Here is a 23,627-nt window from a genome sequence, read left to right as displayed (position 1 = left end):
GGTCAGCGCCCGGCAACCGATCATCGATTCAGCCGAACACAACCTCCTGACGTTTTATCGCGTTGCGCCCGCCGCCTTTGCCAAGGGCCTGGCCCTGAATTTCTTGTGGCACGCGCTGGCGGTGTTGGAAGTGTTTCTGATCCTGCGCTTCATGGGAACGCACGTCGCGGCGGTCGGCGCCTTCGTGGTCGAGGGCCTCACCAAGATCATTAACCTTCTCGGCGTGCTCAACCCGGGGAACCTGGGGACTTACGAAGGAGGGAACATGCTGATTGCCAGGTTTCTGGGTGTGCCGGCCACTACCGGATTGACTCTTGCATTGTGCCGGCGCGCGCGCAGCATCTTCTGGGCAGTCATCGGGGCCGTCTGCATGATCGTGATGCGAAAGCCAAGGGAGTTGAGCCAAAGTGCGGCGGCAGAGTAGCACTTTGGATGTGGCAGCTTCGATCCGGACATGTGAGAGGCAGCCCGTAGTCTAGCGCTCTGTTGTGGCGGCAGCTTCCTTTTTTGGGGGCTTCACGTAGTCCCGATTCAGCTTCGATAGGCCCGTAGCCGGCGACGACAATACCAATGAATTCGAGAATGTAACCACGTTGCCCGTGGGCTGCTGCGTTCGGCTGTCGATCTCCCCGACTTGGAATTGCAGCCAACCAATATCGGTCACGTCCCCCATGACCCCTGAAATCTGCACTCGGTCGCCAATGCGTATTCCGCGCCTTCCCACCAGCACGAAGTAACCAGCGGCGGAGACGATGAAACTCTGAAGCGCTACCGCGATCCCGGCCGTCACAAGTCCGAAAAACGTAGCCAAAGACGTCCAGTCGGAGGCAAAGGCAAACGCGCCGACCACCACCATCGTGAACCAAAGGACAACCCTCTGGACCACGAGCATGACATGCCGGCGCTCAACATCGCGCACGTGGCGTCGAGTGGCCCTTCGCGCAACCACACCTATGATGAGCAGTGCGCCAATGACTACCGCGACCCCAAGCACATGCAAAATGAGGTTCTTCCATGCCTTCTCATTTTCGCTGACCACGGCTGCACGCCAAGTGTTAAGGTGGGAGGTGTAGGCGCCGAGCAGCACGATCTGCTTATCCAGCGCCACAATTGCCGGCGCAAGCGCCTTCACCCTGCCTCGAAGCTCGTCCAGTTGCGCCTTTTGCAGTTGCAACGCCTGGGGATCGTTAGCCTGAAGCACCTTAGTCGCCATCACCGAGAACTGTTTGTCAAAGTAAGCGGCGAGAGGATTACGGAGCGCTTGGGTAGATAGCCTCAGGTTTGCAGTTTCGCGGATCTCTTCATCGACGATGCGAAGTTTTCGCGCCAGCGCTGAAACCTCCGAACTGATACCGAGGATGCCGGTACCGCGTGGTCCGATGGCCGCTCCCAGATCGGAATTCAGCGTTTTCGATGGTGGAACCGCGTTAGTGACGTTGGGAACAGTTCGTGCAAGGTCCTCGACGGTGGAGGTTAAATCGCCGGTGCCGCGCCCTCCAGTTGTTCGCGCAAATTCAACTACCTCGTGAAGACTTGCCAATCCTGCATTGAGAAGATCCAGGCGGCTTCGCGTAGCATCCAGGGCAGCCAGCAATTTGTGGCGGTCCGCTCCGCGCGCGGTCACAAGCTGCTTCTTGAGATCCTCCATTTGCTGGGTTGCTTCCCGGGCTGCAATCTCCGCCTGGGCTTGCACCTGAATAACCCGCGCCAATTCCGGCGAGGCGCCGCCCGCGGCCGCAGTGTCCGTTTGTTGGGTTCCGCGCGGAGATAAAGACGCAACCGATGCCTCGGCTCTTGCGAAATCAAACGATAGTTGAAGAATCTGCGCTGCGATGACCCGATTGTCTTCCAGAAACACAACATCGACCGGATTGGCCGCGATTTGTGTTTCGACCCCGAGGTGGCGGTACCATGCGATGGACTGCGTCAGGAACGCGATCAGTTGCTGGTCGGATGGCAGATCAGAAACCGCAGGCGTAACTTGGGCGGGCAGCCCGGACACAAGCACCGCCACGAGGAGCGCAATGTGCGTGCGATTCCGCGACATTGAATGCCATTGTATGAGAAGTGAGCCGACTCAGTCCCCTCTAAACCAACAGTACCTCTTACGCAGACCAAGCCTGTAGAACCGGCAGCCAGGCGGACAAGCGTTGTTGGCGGCTAGAAGTCGCCGGAGAGAGTGAGTGAATTGTGAGTAATGAGACGTGGTAACAAATCTGGTAACAACCATGGCTGAAACTGCCTACTTGTTACCAAAAGAGGGGTCGGGAAACCGTTGAAACCATTTGTTTATGGTTCCTGATAGCAGGTCAGTAGGTTGAAGGTTCGATTCCTTCCGCGCTCACCAACTCATCCCCGTTGCAAGCCCTGTGTTTCCGCAGCCTTCCAGCGATTTCACTGATTTGCCGCAGGTGGCCTCAACCGCTTGCGCGTTGCTTCGAATCGCCCTGTAGGACGACCGCAAGCATGATCAGGAGAGGAACGAAGGGACAATCGGCAACCCGAGACAGCTTGGCGCTCGCCGCGGGGACCCAGTTGAGCATGTGCCGGCGGAGGAAATCCGTCTCGAGCTGCGCCAGAGCGCCGGTGTCCGGCGCATTTTCCCGGGTGTAGCGCACCGCCGCCAGAAACTCGAGCTGGGTGATGAGATAGTCGGGGACAGCCTGGTTTGAATCCCACTTCAGCCCGAGGGTGTCGTAGAACCACGTGTTCTCGAGCGCGATCTCCTGCGCCGGCTTCGTCTTGTCGTGCGCAGACTCGAAAAGTGGGACCGGAGGCTCGGGGACACCAACATCGAACAGGGCGATGTAGGTGGCTTCGTACTCCGCATAGTCCGTGAACCAGTCAAACTCCGGGGGACCTCCCGCGCAGCCCAGACGCCGCCAGAGCTCCGGAAGCGCAGCCCTCAAGGCCGGTTGCGCGAGAATGTCGAAGCGCTCTGGTGAGGGTGCTCCGAAGGCGAACGCGAAAAATCTGTACAGGTCGAGGTCTTCCCAATCGAATCTCGGGGAAGTGCGCGTCTCGCCGGCTACTGCCATGGATGCACTCACTTCAGGACCTGCCATACGGAGAAGTACTTTCGCCCGTCGCGGTCCTGCTGGCTCCCATTCCACACGGCGAACGCCAAGGGCGTGCCCCCGGCGAGGTCGGGCAGCTCGAAGACCACGGTCCACCGGCCCTTCTCGTAGAGGCTGCGAGCGGGGAAGGTCGCTCCACTCCGGTGAGTGGTGCCCCGTCCGGCAGCCTGCATCACCATCGGCCCGCGCACCGCGCTCCAGTAGTAGATCTGCACCGGGTCCTCGGAGTCTCCCATCTGCAGCGATGGAGCCATCGCTCCCGGCTTTTCGGGGAACATGACGGCGGCCGCATCGAAGAACCGGTCATTGGCTTCCGTGGGGACTTTGAGGAACCGCGTTTCTGGAGCGGTCTTCGGCACCTCCGGCAGGGCAGCGGAGTCCTGGGTGGGATCGGCCCAGGACATCTGCACCAGCAGCTTGCCGCCGGCGCGCGCGACCCGGGCGTCGAGCACCGCGACCTCCAGTGTCGCCGGCTCATCCGTGTCATACAAAGGCGGCGTGCGGTTCAGGCTGATCCGGTGGACGGGGACCTGACTCCACGCGGCCGAGCCATCGAGCAGGGCGCCGGCCGGGACCGGCAGCGCCGTCGCGTTCAGCGTCTGGCCTGCCGTTGTCCTGCCGGCCTGCGCGCCGGCAAGCGTCGCCAGAACGACCGTGGCGATGAGCAACGCGCCTCGACGAATGTGCATGGCAATCACTCCTAAAGCTTGATCTGAACCAACTCGGGCTTGATGCGATACCGTGTCTCCGCGTCGCGGCCGATCAGCAGTTGCAGAAGTTCGCTGCGTCCGCCAGCCTGTGTTGTCTTCAGCTCGGCCTCCAGGCGTGTGATTAGGTCCTGTACCTCGGGGCCGAAGAGGTAGATCAGGTAATCGAGCGGCAGACGTGGATCTTCCAGGATGCTCTTGTCGTAGTTCCCGCGTTTCGGAGGATTGAAGGGCGGGACGTAAAAGACGTTGGGTTGCGTGCCCTTCTCTGGAAACAGCGGGAGCGCTGCACGGTGAACGAGCACAAGTTTATGTACCGGCGACTCCGGATCGTCGAGCAGGCCGACAAAGCGCAGCCGCCCCGGACACTGCGCGGCGCAGGCGTTCACTTCGCCCTTCTCCAGCCGGGGATAGCAGAAGATGCACTTCTCCGACTTGCCGGTCACTTCGTTGTAGTAGATCTTCTTGTAGGGGCAGGCCTTGATGCAGTAGCGGTAGCCCTGGCAACGGTCCTGGTCGATGACTACGATGCCGTCTTCGTCGCGCTTGTAGATGGCCTTGCGCGGGCACGCCTCCAGGCACGCCGGATAGGTGCAGTGATTGCAGATGCGCGGGAGGTAGAAGAAGTAGTTCTCATCGCCGTTCATGCCGCCGACGTCCTCGTCCCAGTTCACGCCCGATTGCGGGGCGGGCGAGGGCATGACCGGCTTCTTCTTTCCCTCGTAGAGCCGCTGCTCGTAGTCGAATTCCCAGGCGTGTCCGTAATCGTCCATGGTGGGCAGCGGGCTGGGCTGCAGCTGGCCGTCTTTCCAGCCGCCGCCGATGCGGTCCCACTGCCGCGGATATCCCATCCCGGGGCGGGTCTCGACGTTGTTCCAGTACATGTACCCGGTGCCATCGCGGTCGGTCCACAGCTTCTTGCAGGCGATGGTGCAGGTCTGGCAGCCCAGGCACTTGTTCAGGTCCATGACCATCGCATATTGATGTTTTGACATGGCCTCTCCCTTACACCCTGGCCTTTTCGATCTCGACCTTGATGTCGCGGTTGTTGCCGGTCGGCCCCCAGTAGTTCAGCCGGAAGTTGACGTGTCCGTACTTGCCGATGAGCTGGGTGGGCTTGATCTTGATGTAGGTGAGTGACTGCCAGCCGCCCTGCTGGAAGCCCAGATACTTCTCCCAGCCGTGATACATGGTGACGCGTCCCGGTTTCTCTCCCGGCAGGAGTTGCAGGCGGCAGACGCATTGCCCGACGTTGTTGTAGATGCGGACCCAGTCGTTGTCCTTGAGGCCGCGCTTGCGGGCATCGTCGGGATGCATGTAGACGATGGGCCCGCCGCGCTGCAGCCGCAACATGGCGCGATGGTCGCGCCAGGTGGAATGGATGGACCAGCGCCCGTGCGGCGTATTCCAGTACAGCGGATACTTTTCGGGGAGCGGTTCCTTGAATGTGGGCAGGGCCTCGCCTAGTTCCAGGTACCAGGGGTGGTCGATGTAGAACTGCTGCCGCCCGGTGAGGGTACGCCAGGGGCGCTTCTTCTCCAGCTGGTGCTTGAACGGCGTGTAGGCGATGCCGTTCTCCACGTCGCTGTTCCACGACTCGGGGTCGGTGGCGACGAAGCGCTGTGGCTTCTCTAGCAGCCCCTGGTAGGTCATTCCCTTGGTCTCTTCCGCGTTGGCCAGGATGAAGTTGGCCGCCTGCTCGTCGGTGAGGATGGCGCCCTTGCCCGTCCAGTCGTGCGCCAGCTTGGTGAAGTCGCGGTTCCATTCGAAGGCGTCGTCGCGGAAGGGCTTCAAGCCCTTCTTGGACGCGACCTCCGCCATCTTCTCAGCCAGGGCGTGGAAGATGTCCCAATCGGTTTTGCTCTCGAACAGCGGTTCGAGCGCCTTGCCGAAGGGATGGATGTAGCTGTGGCAGTCGGTGGAGTTGAGGTCCACCTTCTCGTAGTAACTCGCTGCCGGCAGCACCACGTCGGAGTAAAGCGCCGTGGTGTCCATGCGGTAGTTGATGTCCACGATGAGGTCGAGATCGCGCCACAGGGACGATTCCAGGATCTCGTTGCCCTTCGCCTGGTTGAGATAGTTGGCACGCCACACCACCATGGCGCGCGGCTTGCGGCCGCCCTTGGGCCATAGCGGCATCCAGCCATTCTTCACCGATTCCTGGATGTACCAGTCGATGGGCTTGCCGTTGTAGAGGTGCGGGTCCTTGCTGGTGGAATGGACATAGCTCCACAGCGTGGTGTTCTGGAAGCGCTGCTTCTTGCGCCCTTCGGGGAAGGCGAGCTGGAAGAAGCCGTGCTCCGGCCAGATGCGTTCCTGGCCGACATAGTGGTTAAAGCCCCCGCCGTTCTTGCCGGTGTTGCCCGTGAGCGCGACCAGCAGGATGAACGAGCGGTTGATCAGGTCGTTGTGGAACCAGTGGTTCGTCCCGGCGCCGTGGATGATCATCGCGGGCTTGCGGGTGCCGAGTTCTCGGGCGAAGAGTTCGATCTCCTTTGCCGGGAGCCCGGTGCGAGCGGCCACCCTGTCCAGCGTGTATTGCGCGAGCTCCTGCTTCAGCATCTCGAAGACGGTGGTGACCTCGGCGGTCGTACCATCCGCCAAGCGGACGCTGAAGCTGCCGGCCAGAGCCGGATCGATGCCACTCAACTCGATGGTCTTCTTGTCTGATCCCATCGAACCGGGCGTGGGCACGGCCCGCTGCTGCTTCGTATCCCAGACGTAGAACACATCCTCCTTGCCCTTTGCCTCCACATCCGACTGCCGCAAGAAGCGTTTGCGTGTCTTGAGTACCAGCAGCGGCAGGTCGGTCTGCTCTTTGACGTAGGGGATGTCGATGAGGTTCTGGTCGATCAGCAGCTTGGCCACGCCGAGGGCGAGAATGCCGTCGGTGCCGGGATTGATCTGGAAGAAAAGGTCGGCATGGGTCGCGCTGGCGTTGTAGTCCGGCGAGATGCAGACGATTTTGGCGCCGTTGTAACGCGCTTCGTAGGCGAAGTGCGCGTCGGGGATGCGGGTCTGCGAGATGTTCGAGCCCCAGAGCACGATGTACTTGGAGTTGAACCAGTCAGCGCATTCGCAGGCTTCCGTCTGGACGCCCCAGGTGAGCGGCTCACCCGGAGGCAGGTCGCAATACCAATCGTAAAAAGAAAGGAACACGCCGCCGATGTAGTGCGCGAGCCGCGAGCCGGCGCAGAAGCTCACCGGACTCATCGCCGGGATCACGCTGAAGAAGGTGTTGGTATCCGGTCCGTGGTGGTAAACGTTGTCGAGCAGCTTTTCCGCGACCAGCGTGAGCGCTTCGTCCCAGGTGGCCCGCCGCCACTTGCCCTCGCCCCGCTCGCCGGTCCGGATCAGCGGGTAGCGCAGCCGCTGCGGGCTGTAAACGTACTCCACGAAGCAGCCGCCCTTCTGGCAACCGCGCGGGTTGTAGTCGGGCAGGTCCTGGCTGATGCGGGGATAGTCGGCCGCCTGCTCTTCGCGCACCATCACCCCATTGCGGACATAGACCTTCCAGGAGCAGGAACCGGTGCAGTTGGCGGAATGCGTCGAACGCACCACTTTGTCCCAGGTCCAGATCTTGCGGTAGAAGTCCTCCCAGCCGCGATAGGGATAGGTGCGGAGCGGATCGAAGTCGCCCACGAGCGTGCTGAGCACCGGTTTTTCCTTGCGCGAGCAGCCGGGGATCGCCAGGGCCGCGGTCGCCAGCGCCGCAGTCTCAATGAAGTTGCGCCGCGACCAGCTTTTCTTCTGCTCTTTATCGCTCATGGTTACCTCCAGACGCTGGAATCGCGTTTTGCGCAACAGCCTTGTCGCGCTTGTGCTCCCCCAGCGTGCGCACGTAGGCGAGAACGTCAGCGACATCCTGATCGCTGAACGCCGGCGCGTCCGGCCGCTGGAAGGCCGGCATCGCGGTGCCCTGCCGTCCGTGGCGGATGGTGCGGACGATGAGCTCGTCGCTGGCCGCCTTCTGGAAGACCGGGTTGCCGATCTCCGGTGCGACCCCGCCGCGGCCATTCATGCCGTGACAACCGGCGCAGTTGCCGAGAAACAGCGTTACGCCCCGTTTGGCGTCACCCGACAGGGTGAGCGGGGGCATCTTCTCGGGCACAGGAGCTCCGGCCCGCAGGTACTCGGTCACAGCGGTGATCTCCTCCGGCAGCAGGCCGCCGGCGTGCTTGTCCCAGGCCGGCATCTGCGTGCCAGGCCGTCCCTGCCGGATGTTGCCGGCCAGATACTCGGGGCTGGCGGCCGCGACCAGAGAAATACCGCGCACCGCGGGAATGAAGCGTTTGAAGGTCTTGTCCCAGCGGCTGTAAGTCCCGCTGCCATGGCAGGCGAAGCAATATTGCCGGTAAACCTGCTCGCCGGAGAGCGGCGCCGGATGCAAGGCGCGGTATTTCTGCTCGATCTTGTCCGGCGCCAGGTAGCTCTCGGGGATGTCGCGCTTCCACTGTGAAAGCATGTATACGGTCAGCGCCAGCGCCTCTTGCCGGGTGACGGTCGGGTTGCGCATCTGGCTGCCGGTTACGACCGCTCCGGGATCGCGGAAGTGAGCTTCCTGCCATCCCCAAGTGGTGTGCGGCGCCTTCAGGTTCGCCATCGTGAGCTGGTGGCGCGTCTTGGCGCCTTCGTTATCGAGCGCCGGCCCAAGCGCGCCTCCACGTCCACCGAGCTTGTGGCAGGAACCGCAGCTCTTCTCGCGATAGAGCTTCATCCCAGCGGCCAGCAGCGGGATCTGCGCCGCCGGCAGCTTTTCCGCGTCGTGACAGGTGACGCAAGTGGCCTGGGTCAACTCCGCGGGCAGCAGAGGATAGTCCCAGAAAGCGTCTTCGGCCTTGGCGTCGCGGAAGTTGGTCGCAGGGCCCTGGCCGTGATGGCAGATGGTGCATCCGAAGCGGTCGACCGGATGGATGTCGAGGATGCCGGCAGGGTGGACGCGGTGAGGCAATGCCACATCGGTCATCCTGGGGTCGTCGATGCCGTTGTGGCAGGTGACACAGCGGTCCACCGTCCCCAGGGCCGGCAGGCTGACCTGCTTCAGCTCGATGCGGAACTTGCTCTGCAACTCGCGGCCGCGCGCGTCGGTGGCCTTCTGCCGGAGGATCTCGCGGTACTGCCGCTGCACGCCGCTCCACTGGGTGAAGTAGTTCTCGTGGGCCGCGGAGGCCAGCAGATAGATGATGGTGAGAATGCTCGCCCCGAGTACGGTCCAGCGATAAATGCGCGAGGGATCCTTCATCTCATCCCCCTAGTGCACCGGCCACTGCGAAGGCCACCAATAGAAATGCCAGTTCGGTCCTCGGTGGACGGTGGCGAAATAAGTCAGAATCGTGAAACCGACCAGGAAGCAGGTGAAGAGCGCGACTGCCGCCAGCCGCACGGAGTCTCTGCGCCTCAGCACTACCAGCGACCAGGCCGCGAAGATCAACACCAGCAGCGAGCCGGGGTTGAAGGTGATGATCCAGAGCTGGTGGATCTCGGGGAACCAGTTGCGCAACCAGCCGTAGTCCACCGTGAAGATCAGCATGCCCACGGTCACGAGTACCGCAAACAGCAGGGAATTGAGAAAGACGGAGCGTTCCCCCTTCGTCCCGAACCACACGCCTTCGCCGCCCGACCTGCGGTCGAGGAACGGGATGAGCGCGAGCCCCACGACGACGATCAGCGGGATCAGCAGTCCTCCGGTGAACGCGGAGTACGAAACCAGCTCCTGGATGCCGAGGAAGTACCAGGGCGCCTTGGCCGGGTTCTCAGGAATGCCAGGATTGGCCAGTTCCTTGAGCGGCGCGTCCCAGTAGAAGGAGAGTATGAGGGTCGCGGCTACGGTGATCATGAATACGGCCAGCTCCGCCCAGAACAGGTGCGGCCAGGCCATCACCGTGTTCTCCGGCCCTCGGTTCACCGTAGGGCGCTTGCCCTTCACCAGGGCCATCAGGCCGTAGGTCTTGGTGGGCACGGGCTCGAAAACCGTGCGGCGGGCGCCGCCCCACTCGGCCGGGCCTCCCATCGGGTCTTCCGGGCGGGCGAGGCCGCCGTCTTTGCGGATGCGCCAGAAGTGCACGCCCAGCAGGGTCACCAGCGCCAGGGGGAGCAGGAACACGTGCAGGACGTAAAAGCGGATCAGCGCGTCCTGCCCGACATAGTTCGCGCCCAAGAGCAGCCGCTTCTGGAAACCGCCGGGGTCGAGCCAGCGCGTGACGCCCACCGCGTCGGTCAGCTCGCGCGGCGAGTTGGCGATATTCGACCCGATGGTGATGGCCCAATACGCAAGCTGGTCCCAGGGCAGCAGGTATCCCGTGAAGCTGAGCGCCAGGGTGAGGACCAGCAGCCCCAATCCGACCAGCCAGTTGAACTCCCGCGGTTTCTTGTAGCTGCCGGTGAAGAACACCCGCGCCATGTGCAGGAGCACGGTCAGGACCATCAACTGCGCCGCCCAGCGATGGATGTTGCGGATGAATCGCCCGGTGTAGACGGTGAAGTGGATGTCCTTGATGGACTGGTAGGCCAGGTCCGTGGAAGGCTTGTAGTAGACCATCAGCAGAAGGCCGGTGACCACGGTGATGCCGAACGTCGCCGCCGCCATCAGACCCAGACCAAAGGTCAGCGTCGGGCTGAGCGTGCGCACGTGCACCCGCACGCTGTGGATGTGCAGGAAGAGGTTGTGAAAAGTGGCTTGTGATTCTTCGCGCTCGGATTCCGGCGTCTTGCCCAGGCGGAACCACGCGTCCTTCACGGTATGAGGGAGTTCGCGCAGGTTGTGAACGAATTCCTGGGTCGCGGTTGCCATGGTTCGCCTCCTAGACGCGGTAGCGCGTGCCGGCGGGCACTTCGTTGTCGGCATTGATCACGAGCTGTCCATCGGCGGCGCGGCTTACTTCCAGCCAGGGCAGGGGGCGCGGCGCCGGACCGCCCACTACGCTTCCGCGCTCGTCAAAACGCGAGCCGTGACAGGGACAGGCGAATCCCTCCTTGGCGCGCGAGACGATGCATCCCAGATGAGTGCAGGTGGTGGAAATCGCGTAGAAGCCTTCGTCATCGCGGAACAGCACCAGGTTCTCCTCCGAGAACAGGGTTTCGGTGCCGGGCGTGAACTGCTCCGGAGCGCCCAGCTTGAAGCGCCGCACCGGCCCGGGCAGCACTGCCGGGTTGGGCAGACGGAAGAGCCCGGCGGCCGCGGTGCCGACCGCGGCGATGAAGCTGCCCAGCGACGCGATACTGAGAAAGCTGCGCCGGGTCACGCGGGGTGGGTCGAGTCGGGACATGGCTTCCACTCCTTGGCAAAACTGAATCGCTCCATGGTGATGGCGGTCGTGGGGCAACGTTCGGCGCACAATCCGCAGCGGATGCAGCGCTCTTCGTCCTTGATGATGGCGGAGAGGTCGGACGGGTCCAGTTCCAGCGTGTTCACTGCCGTCTGCAATTCAGGCGCCGGCGCGATGCGATCGAACGACACCAGCTTCAGGCAGACCGTGGGGCAGACATCGACGCAGCCGCCGCACAGGATGCAACGCTCACCGTCGAAGATCGTGTTGATGCCGCAATCCAGGCAGCGCCCGGCTTCGGCGCGCGCCTGTTCGTCGTCGTAGCCGACCTCCACCAGCGACGAAGGGTCCCTCAGGCGCTGCTCCGCAGAAAGCGTGGGAATGTGCAGGCGGGCGCGGCGCTCGTAATGCTTTTCCCTGCGGTAATGCTCCAGAGGCGCGTGGAACTGCACCTCTTCCGGCGCAATCTCCCGGCCGCGCAGATAGCGATAGATGGAGCGAGCCGCTTGCTTGCCGCTGGCGATGGCGTGGATCATCAGCCGCGGCCCGTAGGCGATGTCGCCGGCCACAAAGACCCCAGGCGCAGAGGTCGCGCAGGTGGCGGGATCGTTGACGATCTGTTGTGGGGAGCGCATCTGGATGCCGTCGCGCTCCGCATTCAGGAAGCTGAGGTCGGCCGATTGCCCGACCGACAGCAGCACCGTGTCGCCCTCGACCTCGGTGGTTACAGTCTCATCGAACTTCGGGGCGAAGCGCTTGTTCTCGTCGTACACCTGGGTGCAGCGGACGAAGCGCACGCCGCGCACGAACTTCTGGCCGTTGATCTCACGGACCAGGATCTCCTTCGGCCCCCAGCTGTTGTGCCGCAGCACACCCTCTTCCTGCCCCTCGAGGATCTCCACCGTGTCCGCGGGCATCTCCTCCAGCGATTCCAGGCAGACAAGATTGACCTGGCGCACTCCGGCCATGCGGGCGGCGGTGCGCGAGACGTCGTATTCCTCCTGCCGCAGCACGGTGCGCGCCACGTCATAGGCGACATTGCCGCCGCCGACCACGATGACCCGCTCACCCAGTTCCACCTTCTTGCCCAGCGCCACGTCGCGCAGGAAATCCACGCCGCCCAGCACGCCGATGGCGCCCGCATTGGGGATGGGCAGCGCCCGCGAGCGCTTGGCGCCACAGGCGATCACCACTGCCGCAAAGTCACGCCGCAGTTCGTCGAAGCTCACATCCTTGCCCACCTGGACGTTACAGCGGATCTCGACACCCATGGCTTGGATCACCGCGACTTCGGCCTGGATCAGCGCGCGCGGAAGGCGATATCCGGGGACGCCGGTGGCCAGCATGCCGGCAGGGATCGGGTCCATTTCGAAGATGGTCGGGCGGAATCCCATGAGCGCGAGATCGTGGCCGGCAGCCAGGCCGGCCGGCCCGCAGCCGATGATGGCGACGCGTTCGCCGCTGGGCTGGGGGAACTGGGAGTCAGCCAGGAAATCAAGGAGGTGGCGAAGCTCGTCAAGGTCGTCACACTGCCGCTCGGCGCTCTGACTCTTCAGGTAGGGGAACAAGCCGGCACCGGCGTCGGCCCGGGATTCACTGCCGAACTTCTCGCAGACAAAACGCTTGAGTGCCCGGATGGAGATGGGCTGGTCGATGCTGCCCCGGCGGCAGGCGGCCTCACATGGAGCTCCGCAGATGCGCCCGCAGATGGAAGCCAGGGGATTCGGCCCGCGGGCGATCAGGTAGGCGTGCTCGTAATCGCCGGCGGCGATGGCGCGCACGTAGCCCCGCGCATCGGTGTGGACCGGACAGGCGTACTGGCACTTGATCTGTTCGCGCCAATACTCCCGGTCTGCGACTCGGATCTGGTATTGCGGGTGGTCCAACGACACCACCTATGAAGAATGAATAAGGTAGAGACTGGACCTCAGACCCGGCCCCGTCTATGACAGAAGTCACACCTCACAGCGACTGCGATTACAGTGCCCGGCACGCCCGAAGCTCGAACCCGCGCGGGCTTCCGTCCTGGCACGGGTGCCCACGGGCTCCTGCTTAATATACCTTGACACGTATATTCCATTTGGAGTATATTAAGAGCATGGAATCTGTGTTCGAAATCATCGCAGAGCCGAACCGCCGCGCGATATTGGGCCTGCTGGTCTCGTCACAACAGTCGGTGGGGGAGATCGAGCGTCAACTTCGTATGCCGCAGCCGACCGTGTCAAAGCACCTGCGAGTGCTGCGCGAGGCCGGTTTCGTGGAATCCACGGTGGACGCACAACGTCGTCTCTATCGACTGAAACCTGCACCGCTTCAGGAGGTGGATGCCTGGCTGGCTCCGTTCCGCCGGTTCTGGTCCGCTCACCTGGATGCTCTCGAACGCCACCTTGACCGTATGGATCAATCAACACTGACGAAAAAGAAGACAAGGAGAGGATGACCGATCGCGAACAGTACGCACCCGGTCCGGCCAGCGGGGCAAAGGTACGAAAGGACGGAGAGAAGTGGACGCTCATTCTCGTCCGGGAACTGCGCCACTCGCCGGCAAAAGTCTGGCAGGCGCTTACCGATCCGGTGCATCTGCGCGAATGGGCGCCCTTCGACGTCGATCGGAACCTGGCTGCCGTGGGGCCGGTGAAGCTCTCGACGGTCGGGACGCCGACACCGCAAGTCTCCGAGACCACCGTGAAGCGGGCCGAGGCGCCGAGGCTGCTCGAGTACAGCTGGGGTGGCGGCGACCTCCGCTGGGAGCTCGAGGCGCTCGGCAGCGGCACGCGCCTCACGCTCTGGCACAACATCGATCGCCGCTTCATCTCGTGGGGCGCCGCCGGGTGGCACATTTGTTTCGATGTTCTGGATCACCTTCTCAGCGGAACTCCTATCGGACGCATCGTCGGCGCCGAGGCCATGAAGTTCGGCGGCTGGCAGCGATTGAACGCCGAGTACGCAAAGCAATTCGAAGGAGGCTCGTAAGATGGGAGTCACCAAAGCGAGGAGCATCGCCTACTGGACTTGCACCACACTGGTCGCGTTCGTCATGACCTCCGGCGGGTTCGTGAATACCTTCGTCGAAGCATCGATCGCCGGGCTCGTCAAGTTGGGCTACCCTCATTACTTCGGGCCGATCCTCGGCGTTTGGAAGATGCTCGCGGGCATCGCGATCCTTGTACCTAGGTTTCCGCGACTCAAGGAATGGGCCTACGCAGGGATGACCTTCGAACTGACGGGTGCCGCGATCACGAACGCCGTCGCTGGCGCCGCCAATGCGGGGGCGGGGTATGTAGGCCACATCGCAGCGCCGCTCGTCATCGCGGCGCTGGCGCTCGTCTCATGGGCGTTGCGCCCCGAGAACCGCACTCTGGGCGTCCCAGTCGCGCGCTGGCTGGGGCCGAAGGAGGGCAGATCCTCGCTCGCCACGGCAGCAAATCAGTCGAACGCCGCACTCGCGGGGAGATCCCGGTGAACTTAGACTCCGAAAATCCAAGCAGCGTCAATGGGTGGGGACGGGCCCCACAGCCCGCTTCAGACCGCAAACGCGAGCGGCCGCCCGTTTAAGGATAAAGCCCATGCCAAACGTAACCCTTTCAAAGAAACAACGTGAAGAACTACTCAGAGCATTGAAAACCCGTTTTGAGAAGAACATGAACCGCCATAAAGGTCTTGAATGGGCTCAAGTACAGGCAAAGCTGGAAGCGAATGCTGAAAAACTGTGGGCACTCAATGAAATGGAAAGAACTGGCGGTGAACCGGACGTTGTTGGCCTTGACAAAAAGACGGGCGAGTACAATTTTTGTGATTGTTCAGCGGAAAGCCCTAAAGGCCGCAGAAGTGTTTGCTACGACCGTGAAGCGCTGGAGTCAAGGAAAGGACATAAGCCGGAAGATAACGCTGTTGATATGGCTGCTGCCATGGGCATCGAGCTCTTAACAGAGGAACAATATCGAGAGTTGCAGAAACTCGGAAACTTCGATACGAAAACGTCGAGCTGGGTGAAAACACCTTCTGATATCAGAAAACTCGGCGGCGCCCTCTTTTGTGATCGCCGCTACGACACTGTTTTCGTGTATCACAACGGTGCGGAATCCTATTATGCCGCTAGGGCGTTCCGCGGCTCGCTAAAGGTCTAACTTTGCACCGGGAAGAGCCCATTCTCGATAACTCCACAGAGCCTGCGGTGCGCGGGGTGCTGCATCGCCCGGACACGCCCAAGGCTGCCCTGGCGCTGACCCACGGCGCCGGCTCCAACTGCAGCGCGCCCTTGCTGGTGGCCTTGGCACAGGCCTTCGCCGAGGCCGGGTTCGCCGTCCTCCGATTCGATCTTCCGTTCCGGCAAAAGCGGCCGCACGGTCCTCCGTCGGCCGGGGCAGCCGTCGCGGACCAGGCGGGGATCGTCAGGGCGGTCGAAGCGTTGCGCACGCTTGTTCCGGGGGAAACGTTTCTCGGCGGACAGTCCTACGGCGGCCGCCAGGCCACGATGGTGGCAGCGGAGCGTGGCGACCTGGCCGCGGGATTGCTCTTGTTGTCTTATCCACTCCATCCTCCCGGCAAAGCGGGGCAGCAGCGAACACGGCACTTTCCCCAGCTCCGACCTCCGGCCCTGTTTGTGCAGGGCACAAAGGATCCGTTCGCCTCCCCTCAGGAGATTGAAGCCGCGCTCGGCCTGATCGGTGGCAGAAGCTCGCTCCTGCTGGTTGAGGGAGCTGGTCATGATCTTGGCTTCGGACGCAAGCAGGCGAATGCCGCTGTGGTCCCGCTAATCGTGAGCCGCTTCCTCAAGTTCATCGGCGACAAGCATTCCTAGGCCCACGCTCGTCGAGCGGGCGAAACACTCGTGCATCCAGCGCTTGGGCGATGGAATCCAAATCCTATGGAACCGGCGAATCGCCGGAAGCAGGGAAGTGCAACGTGGCCAGAGTCGAAGGGGTAGATCCGAAACAGACTTCATTCCTCATGCGGCAGGTGTTCAAGAAGGTGCGCAAGCTGCTGGGTCGTGACCTGACTCCGCAGAAGATCCAGGCCCGCGTGCCCCGCGTATTTTGGGTCGGTGTGCTGACTGAATGGCTGCTCGGCCAGAAAGCACAGGTGCTGCCGCGGCTGCGATCGTTGGTGATGCTGCGGACGGCGGTGCGCGTCGGATGTCCGTTCTGAATCGACGCCAATTCTGCCGGGGGCAGAATGTACGGAAGCAGCGACGATGAGATCAGCGCCATTCGCGACGGCAACTTCCAAGGCTTCGCGCCTCAGGAAGCCGCGTTGCTGCGCATGGCCGACGCCATGGCGGACACCCCGTCGAACGTGAGCGACGGGCTCTACTCCGAGCTGCGGCGCTATTTTTCTGAAGAGCAACTGATCGAGCTCGCCGCCAGCGCCGCTCAGGAGAACTATCGCGCGCGCTACAACCGGGTGTTCGATGTCGGGAGCGACGGGCTTTATCGCAGGGGGATGCACTTCAAGCAACGCCAGTCGGCGGCCGATTGAGCGCCAGCTGGCAGAGCCAAGGGATGTCCGGTAGCCTTCACTTATGATGCAAACTCGTGCATCTCGGGGGGGGAGGAGGTCCACCTAACTCGCTGAAAATGCGAGACCGGCGTTGGTCTCCAAATTGCACCTCAGTAGCCAAGCCCTCGTCTTTTTTCCGTCCTTAAGTTTCTCTTTGGCCAGTGAGGAGAGTCTTGTATGAAAAGGCCTGCCGGGTTGCTCGCGGTTTCTCTTCTGCTGCTGTTCGCCTCCACTGTCGGGTCAGCCGATACTCTTCTCGGAACAATCAGCGTCAGCGCGGGTTTCGCCCAAGCGCCCCAGATCAGCGGTTCCTTTCTGGAGATCATGGCGGGGCCATACGATCCGATCAACATAACCTGCAACCCCTGTTTCACGGCAAACTTCGCGCCCTCCAACTCTCCCCAGTCCGTTGACTTCACCGCCTCGGACGCGAACTTCGCTGCCATTGCCGCGGATTTCAGCAGCGCGGTGGATTCTTGGTTCATATGGTACTTTCCGGACGGGGGGCTCGGGGGCGGCGGCCAAGGCGTGGGGCCGTGGGGAGCGCCAGGCTCGACCCCGACCCATTTCACCATCACCATGTCCGGGTTCCAGTTCGTCCAAAAGGAGGACTGCGACTTCGGGTTCAACCAGATTCTGCCCTGCACGGTTACGGCCGGAGTCTCGGGGCCCCCAGTCTTTGAAGGCTACCCTCTATTTACGGTGACCGTGGAGGCGTTCGGAACTCCTGCGCCGGCCCCCGAGCCGGTAAGTCTGTTGCTGCTGAGCACGGGTTTGGCCGCTGTGGGTGCGACACGGCGCAAGGTAAAGCGCTAGCACATCAAACCGACACATATCCCCCCACCTTCGCTACGCGCCTGCTGCGACTGCGCGTCGCTCTTCGATCCGAATCACTTCGCCGGTGCTGCCGTTGACTTCCACCCGTTCCCCCTGGCGCAGGATGCGGGTTGCGCCCTTCACCCCCACGACAGCCGGGATGCCGTATTCGCGCGCTACGATCGCCCCGTGGCTGACGATCCCGCCGACCTCCATGATCAGCCCCGCCGCTGTCAGGAACAGCGGCGTCCACGACGGGTCGGTGAACTTGGCCACCAGGATCTCGCCGGTATGCAGCCGCGCCCCGTCGGTCGGATCGAACAGGACGCGCGCCGGCCCCCGCACCACGCCGGGCGAAGCCCCGGCGCCTTTCATCACCTGGCCGGCAGGCGCCGGCCGCATCACCGCCTTGCCGTCGCTGCGCACGATCAGCGGCGGATCGATGCGCATGTTGGCCGCCAGCTCGCGCCGCCGCACCGCCACCTGCTCGCGGACCCACGCTTGGTCCAACTGGCCGGTCGACAGCTTCTCGATCTCCGGGATGGAGAGGAAGAAGTAGTCATCCGGTTTCTCCAGCAGCCCGCGCTCCGCCAGCCGCCGCGCGACTTCCAGCAGCAGGTCGCGGGCGTGCGCCGCCCCGTAGAGGGTGTAGAACTTGAACGCCTCGCGCAGCGGCATCCGCTCCTCGATCACCCGCACCAGCTTCGCCGCCAGCAGCCGGCGCAGGGGATGCCCGTGCAATCCCCGCCGCAGGTCCTCCTTCGCTTGGGCGTGCTCTTTCTTCTGGTTCTCGTAGTGCTGCCGCGGCGTGGCCTGTCCCGAGGGGTGCGCCAGGTAATTGCGAACGCTCTCGTACACGAAGGTCGGATCGTCACGCCAGCGCGGGCAGGAGAAATCGAACTCCCGCACCGCCCGGTGTCCATGCTCTTTCAGGAACTCCGCCATCTGCGCCAGGAATTCCTGCCCTGCCTCCGACTGCTCCAGGACCTCCGGGATGCGGGTGACGTCCTCGCTCGCCAACACGCGCCGGACTTCTCCGTCCGCCTTCTGCGCCAGGTCCCAGATGGCCAGTGCGGTTTCCACCGTCGGATTGCGGCCCAGTCCCGAGATCAGGCGGGGCAGCAGGTGCGCCAGGCCCCACCTCTCCAGGCACCACGACAGGATGGTCGCCGCCGGCAGCGAGGGCCCGGAGGCAAGCAGCGGGAACAGCGTCCGGACCATGTTTTCGGTGGCAAAGTGCCGGGCGAGCGCGACGATTTGCTCCTCGCTCATCAGGCGCATGTCGGTGCGGCTGAACTCGTCCACCTCGCGCCGGCTGAATTCCAGGTCCTTCCACGCCTGCTTGGGGTTAGCCCTCGACCAGATCCGGTAGATCGCCCGCACCCCATGCCAGACCCTGAAAGGCAGCTTCATCGGCACCAGTTCGCCGGAAGCGTTGATCGGCCCCAGTACTTCCGGCAGCTCCGCATCCAACATCCCGGCAAAACGCGTGGACAGCCTTGGAAACCGCTTTGGGGAGAACAACGCGCTCCAGAAGTTCATGTTGAAGTAGGCGCGCCCGTCCACCAGGTCGCCGATTGCCGGCAGCATCTCGCACTCGTCCGCATGCTCGATGAATCCGGCCCCCTTCAAGAAACACGGCATCACCAGGTAGTTCCAGAAGGACCAGGAAAAGGGCGTATGGGGGAAGGGCATGGTGTCCCGCATGTTGTAATTGCCCCAGAAGACCAAGTGGGTCTTGGCGAACTCGGCATTGAAACGGCTGCCGAAGCGCACCACCGGCGCGCGCGTTCCCGCCGCGGTGACCGTCCGCGCCTGGAGTAGGAAGATGTTCCCGCCCGCGACCGCCCATTCCACGTCGGCGGCGCGTCCCAGCAGACGCTCGCAGGCCAGGCCCAGCTCGGCGATCTGCCCCAGCAGCGGCGTTAGCAGGGCAGCGGTTTCTTCGCCTTCACGCTCAATGACCTCATGCGGGGAGCGGCGCTTCAGGCGGTATCGGTCGGGCGTTACCTGCGCCGAGACCACCTTGTCGCCCAGCCCCAGCGCCGCCTCGATTACCAGTTCATCGATCGCCCCGCTGACAGGATGAACGGTGAACAGCACCCCGGCAGCTTCGGCGGCAACCATGCGCTGCACCACCACTGCCATGGCGACGCTGGCGTCGGGGATGTTGCGGTCGCGGCGGTAGGCCACAGCCCGCTCGGTGAACATCGATTTCCAGCAGTCCTGCACTGCCACCACCACGGCGTCGTCGCCACGGACGTTCAAGTAGGTGTCCTGCTGTCCGGCGAAGGAGGCATCCGGCAGGTCTTCCGCAGTGGCCGAGGAGCGCACCGCCACCGCCGGCGAGCCCAGCGCCCGGTAGGCGCGGACGATCGCCGCGCGCAGTTCATCGCTCATCCCCGCCCGAAAGGCCTCGGTGGTGACGCAGAAACCGTCGGGGACGGAAAGCGACGCGCGCAGCATGGCCCCGAGCTGCGCGCCCTTTCCTCCCGCCAGGGACAGCGATTCCTGCCCGACCTCCGTCAGTGGCACGACCAGCGGCACGTTCGCACCTGCTGGCCGGAAACAGTAACACCCTTCCACCCCCGCGCCCACCTCGGGCTGGCGGCTCTTTCCCAATCTGGCAACCGGGGCAGAGGCCCGTTCTACCTTGATTTCGCCTCGCACCCCGATGTATAGTCCGGCAAATTTTTTCGGTTGCTGCTGTCAGATCGAGAACAGACTCAGACAGACCTCTGGAAAAAGGGAGGCTATGAACCGTTTGCATCGCGGTTTCCGCCATGTTCTCCAAACAAGCATCGTATTGGCCATCTGCGTTCTGCTGGCTGCGCCCGCGTTCGCGCAACAAGCCACAGGCAGGATTGTGGGCACGATCACGGACCCACAGGGCGCCGTCCTGCCGGGCGTCACCGTGACCGCGATCAACGTTGCCACGGACGTCAAGAGCCACACCGTCACCAACAAGGACGGTTACTACCAGGTCCTGAATCTTCCGGTCGGCAACTATCGCATCACCGCCGAGCGCGACAATTTCCGCAAGCTGCTCACCGAGGCCCAGAAGCTGGAGATCAACCAGGCGTTGCGCATGGACCTGAAGATGGAACTGGGCGCGCGCACCGAGACCGTCACCGTCGAAGCCAATGCGGTCATGGTGGATACCGTCAATGCCACCCTGGGACAGACGGTCACGGAACGCGTGGTCCAGGACATGCCCCTGAACGGCCGCAACGTCCTCGACCTTGCCCTGCTACAGCCCGGCGTCACGGAAGTGAACCCCGGCGCGACGGACAACGCACAGCAGGGGACTTACGGCATCGCCGGCGGCAAGTCCGATTCCGTCACCTTCCTGCTGGATGGCGGCGTGAATAACGGCATTCTCGGGAACGAGGTGATCTTCAATCCCAGCCCGGACACGGTCCAGGAGTTCAAAATCCTCACCAGCAACTACTCGGCGGAATACGGACGCAACGCTGGCGGCATCATCAGCGTGGTCACCAAGTCCGGGACCAACACACTTCATGGCAGTGCTTACGATTTCCTGCGCAACGACGCCCTCGACGCCAACAAATACTTCAACAACCAACAGGGAATCCCGCGGGATGTGCTGAAGCGCAATCAATTCGGCGCCACCCTCGGCGGCCCCATCTACATCCCCGGCGTCGTCAACGGCAAAGACAAGTACTTTTGGTTCCTCAGCTACAGCGGGCAGCGCCAGACCCAAGGGATCACCGGTCAGGCGGTGCCGGTCTTCACCCCGGCGGAACTGGGAGGAGACTTCTCCCACGCGGTGAACAATGGGCCGGATCCCAACGTCGCGGCCTTCCTCCTGGCCAATCCTTACTATCAAGCGAACGTTGCCAATGCGGCCAACGCCATTATCGACCCCGCCAAGATCGACCCGGTCGCCGCGGCCTACATCACGGCCAATTTGATCTCCTCCGATCCCAGCGGCTCCAGGCTCCCGCGCGGCACCAGCACCGACAACAGCGATCAGATCACGACCAAGTTGGATGCGCAGTTCAATCCCAACAATAAGCTCAGCGCCACCTTGGGCTGGGGACGGAACCCACTGCTGAATCCGTTCAGCTACACTTTCGGATCGACTCCGTCGGATGCCTTAGGCTTCGGCAGCACCAGCGACAATCATCGCTGGTTCGCCAATATCGCCTGGAACCACACCTTCTCTGCGTCGCTGCTGAACGAGGCCCGGTTCACGGCCCAGCGTATCACCCACTTCCAGGCCATTCCGGCAAGTGCAAACGGCGTTCCCGCCAGTCAGCTGCCTACCCCGGCCCAGCTGGGCATCGCCGTGACTCCCGACCAGGTCACCGGGCCGACGCGGCTCTTTTTCGACAACGGCCTGGACGTCGGATTCAGTCCGCAGGGGCCCACCACCGAAACCGACAACACCTTCACTTGGGCCGATACCTTGAGCTGGGTGAAGGGGAAGCACACCATGAAGTTCGGCTTCCTGTTCTCGCCGTATCAGGACAACACCAACTACGACTTCTACGTAGACGGGGAGTTTGACTTCATTTCCTTATGCGGCAGCCCACCCGTCCCCTGCTACAGCGGAAACTCCTTTGCCGATTTCTTGCTGGGGCTTCCCAACATCTACTTTCAGTCCTCGCATGCGCCGTCCAACATCCGCAGCAAGGCCTACGCCGCTTTCGCGCAGGACGAGTGGCATGTGCGCAAGAACCTGGTGATCACCTACGGGTTGCGCTACGAGTACAACTCGCCCAAGCGGGACACTCAGGGGCGCACCTTTTCCATCGTTCCCGGAGCACCGCAGTCCACGCGCTTTGTGAACGCCCCCAGCGGATTGGTGTTCCCCGGCGACGCGGGCGCGCCGGACGGCTCGAACTTCCCCGACCGCAACAATTTCGCGCCCCGCATCGGCTTCGCCTGGGACCCCTTCGGCAATGGCCGAACCAGCGTGCGCGGCGGCTTCGGCATGTTCTATGACTTCCTCAAGGGCGAGGACAACCTTCAGTTCAACGGTCAGCCGCCTTTCTTCGGCTACAGCTTTTTCGGATTTCCAGCCGCACCGATCCTGGCTGCTCCGAACGATATGAGCACGCCTTATGCGGCCAGCGGGAACACAAACCCATTTCCTTCGACCCCGCCCGCCTCTAACGTTGACTTCAGTCCGTTCCTGCCTTACGGGATCGGCCTCTACTTCGTGGATCCCCACCTGAAGACCCCGTACACCTACCAGTACAACCTCAGCATCCAGCATGAGCTTGCGACCGGGCTGGTCCTGGAAGTGTCCTATGTCGGCAACTCGACCCATGGCCAGACCGCCCTGGCCGACGCCAATCCCATGGTGCCCGGTACCACCGATCGTGTGCTCAACCTCCTGCCGGGGAATAGCACCTGTGTATTCAACACCTATGCCTGTACCTTCGGTGCTCTTCCTGAATTCCAGAACGTAGTTCGGGCGAATTACAACAGCCTGGAGGCCAGCCTCACCAAGCGCATCACCGGAGGCCACTGGTATAGCAGCAGCTATTTCACGTTCGCCTACACCTGGGGTAAGTCCATTGACAACGCCTCCGGCTTCCGCAACGTCAACTCGCAGGTGCCGGCATACAACCACGAGCTATTCCGCGCAGTTTCGGATTACGACGTCACCAATCGCATCGTCTTCAGCGGAGGATGGGACCTGCCCTTTGACCGTGCCTGGTCTTCCGGGCCGAAGCGCCTGGTCAAGGGATGGAGTATCTATCCGATCGTCACCTGGCGCAGCGGGTTCCCCATGGACCTCAACGGGCAGTTGTCTGACTCGGATCCTGCTGACCCCGGGACCTCAGGCTTCGGCGACCCGCTACTGACCCGGGTCAATGTAAACACGAACAATGTGCCGATCTTCAACCCACACCAGATCCAGACCTTGGGCGGCAACACCGGCAGCTTCTATTTCGATCCGACCGTTTTCGACAACACCATCTACGCGCCCGGAAGTTATGGCACGTACCCGAGAAACTACCTGCGGGGACCGAGCCGCAGCAACTTCGATTTCGCTATCAGCAAGAAGACCCCGCTTTCGGGTGAGCGCTTGGTGGTGGATTTCCGCGCCGAATTCTTCAACATCTTGAACTCGACCCAATTCCAGATGCCCGACCTCAACATCTTTTCGAGCACCTTTGGCCAGGTCACCTCGACCTATCCACCGCGCATCATTCAATTCGGGTTGCGATTCAGCTTCTGAACTCGAGACCCCGGGGGCGACTGCAAAGCCGCCCCCGACGTCACCT

20 protein-coding genes are annotated in these 23,627 nt (G+C 62.7%); 10 read left to right on the top strand and 10 right to left on the bottom strand.

Annotation, left to right across the window (positions count from 1 at the left end; all coding sequences use genetic code 11):
• Nucleotides 1-424 (top strand): lysylphosphatidylglycerol synthase domain-containing protein (locus VMS96_03695; protein ID HVP42506.1); only part of this gene is annotated, 424 nt, incomplete at its 5' end.
• 51 nt (nt 425-475) lie between these two features.
• Here the strand turns inward: VMS96_03695 and VMS96_03690 are convergent.
• The 9 genes from VMS96_03690 to VMS96_03650 form a co-directional block, all read right to left on the bottom strand.
• On the bottom strand, nt 476-2,014 hold the full coding sequence (locus VMS96_03690; protein HVP42505.1) for a mechanosensitive ion channel domain-containing protein: 1,539 nt from the start codon (nt 2,012-2,014) through the stop codon (nt 476-478).
• 403 nt (nt 2,015-2,417) lie between these two features.
• The gene (locus VMS96_03685; GenBank protein ID HVP42504.1) at nt 2,418-3,038 is read right to left on the bottom strand and encodes a molecular chaperone TorD family protein; all 621 of its coding nucleotides are present in this window, start codon (nt 3,036-3,038) and stop codon (nt 2,418-2,420) included.
• 8 nt (nt 3,039-3,046) lie between these two features.
• Nucleotides 3,047-3,766, bottom strand: coding sequence for an ethylbenzene dehydrogenase-related protein (locus VMS96_03680; protein HVP42503.1), 720 nt, complete (start codon nt 3,764-3,766; stop codon nt 3,047-3,049).
• An 11-nt stretch (nt 3,767-3,777) separates the two neighbouring features.
• Nucleotides 3,778-4,779 carry a 4Fe-4S dicluster domain-containing protein gene (locus tag VMS96_03675; GenBank protein ID HVP42502.1) on the bottom strand — a complete coding sequence of 334 codons (1,002 nt, stop codon included), beginning with the start codon at nt 4,777-4,779 and terminating at the stop codon, nt 3,778-3,780.
• Between the two features lie 10 nt (nt 4,780-4,789).
• A complete protein-coding gene (locus tag VMS96_03670) occupies nt 4,790-7,552 on the bottom strand; it encodes a molybdopterin-dependent oxidoreductase (GenBank protein ID HVP42501.1) in 2,763 nt (920 codons plus the stop codon).
• Entirely contained in the window at nt 7,542-9,026 is a 1,485-nt protein-coding gene (locus tag VMS96_03665; protein HVP42500.1) for a c-type cytochrome, read from the bottom strand. The genes VMS96_03670 and VMS96_03665 overlap by 11 nt, the downstream gene beginning before the upstream one ends.
• A gap of 9 nt (nt 9,027-9,035) precedes the next feature.
• Nucleotides 9,036-10,574 carry a cytochrome b N-terminal domain-containing protein gene (locus VMS96_03660; protein ID HVP42499.1) on the bottom strand — a complete coding sequence of 513 codons (1,539 nt, stop codon included), beginning with the start codon at nt 10,572-10,574 and terminating at the stop codon, nt 9,036-9,038.
• 10 nt (nt 10,575-10,584) lie between these two features.
• On the bottom strand, nt 10,585-11,049 hold the full coding sequence (locus VMS96_03655) for a ubiquinol-cytochrome c reductase iron-sulfur subunit (protein ID HVP42498.1): 465 nt from the start codon (nt 11,047-11,049) through the stop codon (nt 10,585-10,587).
• The gene (locus VMS96_03650; protein ID HVP42497.1) at nt 11,022-12,935 is read right to left on the bottom strand and encodes an FAD-dependent oxidoreductase; all 1,914 of its coding nucleotides are present in this window, start codon (nt 12,933-12,935) and stop codon (nt 11,022-11,024) included. The genes VMS96_03655 and VMS96_03650 overlap by 28 nt, the downstream gene beginning before the upstream one ends.
• A gap of 221 nt (nt 12,936-13,156) precedes the next feature.
• On the opposite strand from VMS96_03650, the gene VMS96_03645 reads away from it, so the two are divergent.
• The 8 genes from VMS96_03645 to VMS96_03610 all read left to right on the top strand — a co-directional run bounded on the left by VMS96_03645 (nt 13,157) and on the right by VMS96_03610 (nt 17,364).
• The gene (locus tag VMS96_03645) at nt 13,157-13,489 is read left to right on the top strand and encodes a metalloregulator ArsR/SmtB family transcription factor (GenBank protein HVP42496.1); all 333 of its coding nucleotides are present in this window, start codon (nt 13,157-13,159) and stop codon (nt 13,487-13,489) included.
• Nucleotides 13,486-14,022: an SRPBCC family protein gene (locus tag VMS96_03640; protein ID HVP42495.1), complete on the top strand. Its 537-nt coding sequence runs from the start codon at nt 13,486-13,488 to the stop codon at nt 14,020-14,022. The genes VMS96_03645 and VMS96_03640 overlap by 4 nt, the downstream gene beginning before the upstream one ends.
• Nucleotide 14,023: 1 nt before the next feature.
• Nucleotides 14,024-14,512, top strand: coding sequence for a DoxX family protein (locus VMS96_03635; protein HVP42494.1), 489 nt, complete (start codon nt 14,024-14,026; stop codon nt 14,510-14,512).
• 103 nt (nt 14,513-14,615) lie between these two features.
• The gene (locus VMS96_03630) at nt 14,616-15,176 is read left to right on the top strand and encodes a DUF4256 domain-containing protein (protein HVP42493.1); all 561 of its coding nucleotides are present in this window, start codon (nt 14,616-14,618) and stop codon (nt 15,174-15,176) included.
• A gap of 2 nt (nt 15,177-15,178) precedes the next feature.
• Entirely contained in the window at nt 15,179-15,850 is a 672-nt protein-coding gene (locus VMS96_03625; protein HVP42492.1) for an alpha/beta fold hydrolase, read from the top strand.
• A gap of 104 nt (nt 15,851-15,954) precedes the next feature.
• Nucleotides 15,955-16,197, top strand: a complete 243-nt coding sequence (locus VMS96_03620) for a hypothetical protein (protein HVP42491.1) — start codon at nt 15,955-15,957, stop codon at nt 16,195-16,197.
• A gap of 27 nt (nt 16,198-16,224) precedes the next feature.
• Complete coding sequence (locus VMS96_03615) at nt 16,225-16,527, top strand: hypothetical protein (GenBank protein HVP42490.1); 303 nt, start codon at nt 16,225-16,227, stop codon at nt 16,525-16,527.
• Between the two features lie 198 nt (nt 16,528-16,725).
• Nucleotides 16,726-17,364: a PEP-CTERM sorting domain-containing protein gene (locus tag VMS96_03610; GenBank protein HVP42489.1), complete on the top strand. Its 639-nt coding sequence runs from the start codon at nt 16,726-16,728 to the stop codon at nt 17,362-17,364.
• 33 nt (nt 17,365-17,397) lie between these two features.
• Here the strand turns inward: VMS96_03610 and VMS96_03605 are convergent, their stop codons facing one another.
• Nucleotides 17,398-19,911, bottom strand: coding sequence for a PEP/pyruvate-binding domain-containing protein (locus tag VMS96_03605; GenBank protein HVP42488.1), 2,514 nt, complete (start codon nt 19,909-19,911; stop codon nt 17,398-17,400).
• 319 nt (nt 19,912-20,230) lie between these two features.
• Here VMS96_03605 and VMS96_03600 point away from each other — a divergent pair, with 319 nt between their 5' ends.
• Nucleotides 20,231-23,581 carry a TonB-dependent receptor gene (locus tag VMS96_03600; protein ID HVP42487.1) on the top strand — a complete coding sequence of 1,117 codons (3,351 nt, stop codon included), beginning with the start codon at nt 20,231-20,233 and terminating at the stop codon, nt 23,579-23,581.
• Nucleotides 23,582-23,627: the final 46 nt, after the last annotated feature.

The organism is Terriglobales bacterium (assembly GCA_035543055.1).
GTDB lineage: Bacteria > Acidobacteriota > Terriglobia > Terriglobales > Acidobacteriaceae > JAIQFD01.
This window is presented reverse-complemented; position numbering and strand designations above follow the sequence as displayed.

Coding starts and splice junctions, on each gene's coding strand:
- VMS96_03610 (HVP42489.1), top strand. CDS start 16,726: ATGAAAAGGCCTGCCGGGTTGCTCGCGGTTTCTCTTCTGCTGCTGTTC.
- VMS96_03680 (HVP42503.1), bottom strand. CDS start 3,766: ATGCACATTCGTCGAGGCGCGTTGCTCATCGCCACGGTCGTTCTGGCG.
- VMS96_03655 (HVP42498.1), bottom strand. CDS start 11,049: ATGTCCCGACTCGACCCACCCCGCGTGACCCGGCGCAGCTTTCTCAGT.
- VMS96_03630 (HVP42493.1), top strand. CDS start 14,616: ATGCCAAACGTAACCCTTTCAAAGAAACAACGTGAAGAACTACTCAGA.
- VMS96_03635 (HVP42494.1), top strand. CDS start 14,024: ATGGGAGTCACCAAAGCGAGGAGCATCGCCTACTGGACTTGCACCACA.
- VMS96_03685 (HVP42504.1), bottom strand. CDS start 3,038: ATGGCAGTAGCCGGCGAGACGCGCACTTCCCCGAGATTCGATTGGGAA.
- VMS96_03660 (HVP42499.1), bottom strand. CDS start 10,574: ATGGCAACCGCGACCCAGGAATTCGTTCACAACCTGCGCGAACTCCCT.
- VMS96_03665 (HVP42500.1), bottom strand. CDS start 9,026: ATGAAGGATCCCTCGCGCATTTATCGCTGGACCGTACTCGGGGCGAGC.
- VMS96_03670 (HVP42501.1), bottom strand. CDS start 7,552: ATGAGCGATAAAGAGCAGAAGAAAAGCTGGTCGCGGCGCAACTTCATT.
- VMS96_03675 (HVP42502.1), bottom strand. CDS start 4,779: ATGTCAAAACATCAATATGCGATGGTCATGGACCTGAACAAGTGCCTG.
- VMS96_03640 (HVP42495.1), top strand. CDS start 13,486: ATGACCGATCGCGAACAGTACGCACCCGGTCCGGCCAGCGGGGCAAAG.
- VMS96_03615 (HVP42490.1), top strand. CDS start 16,225: ATGTACGGAAGCAGCGACGATGAGATCAGCGCCATTCGCGACGGCAAC.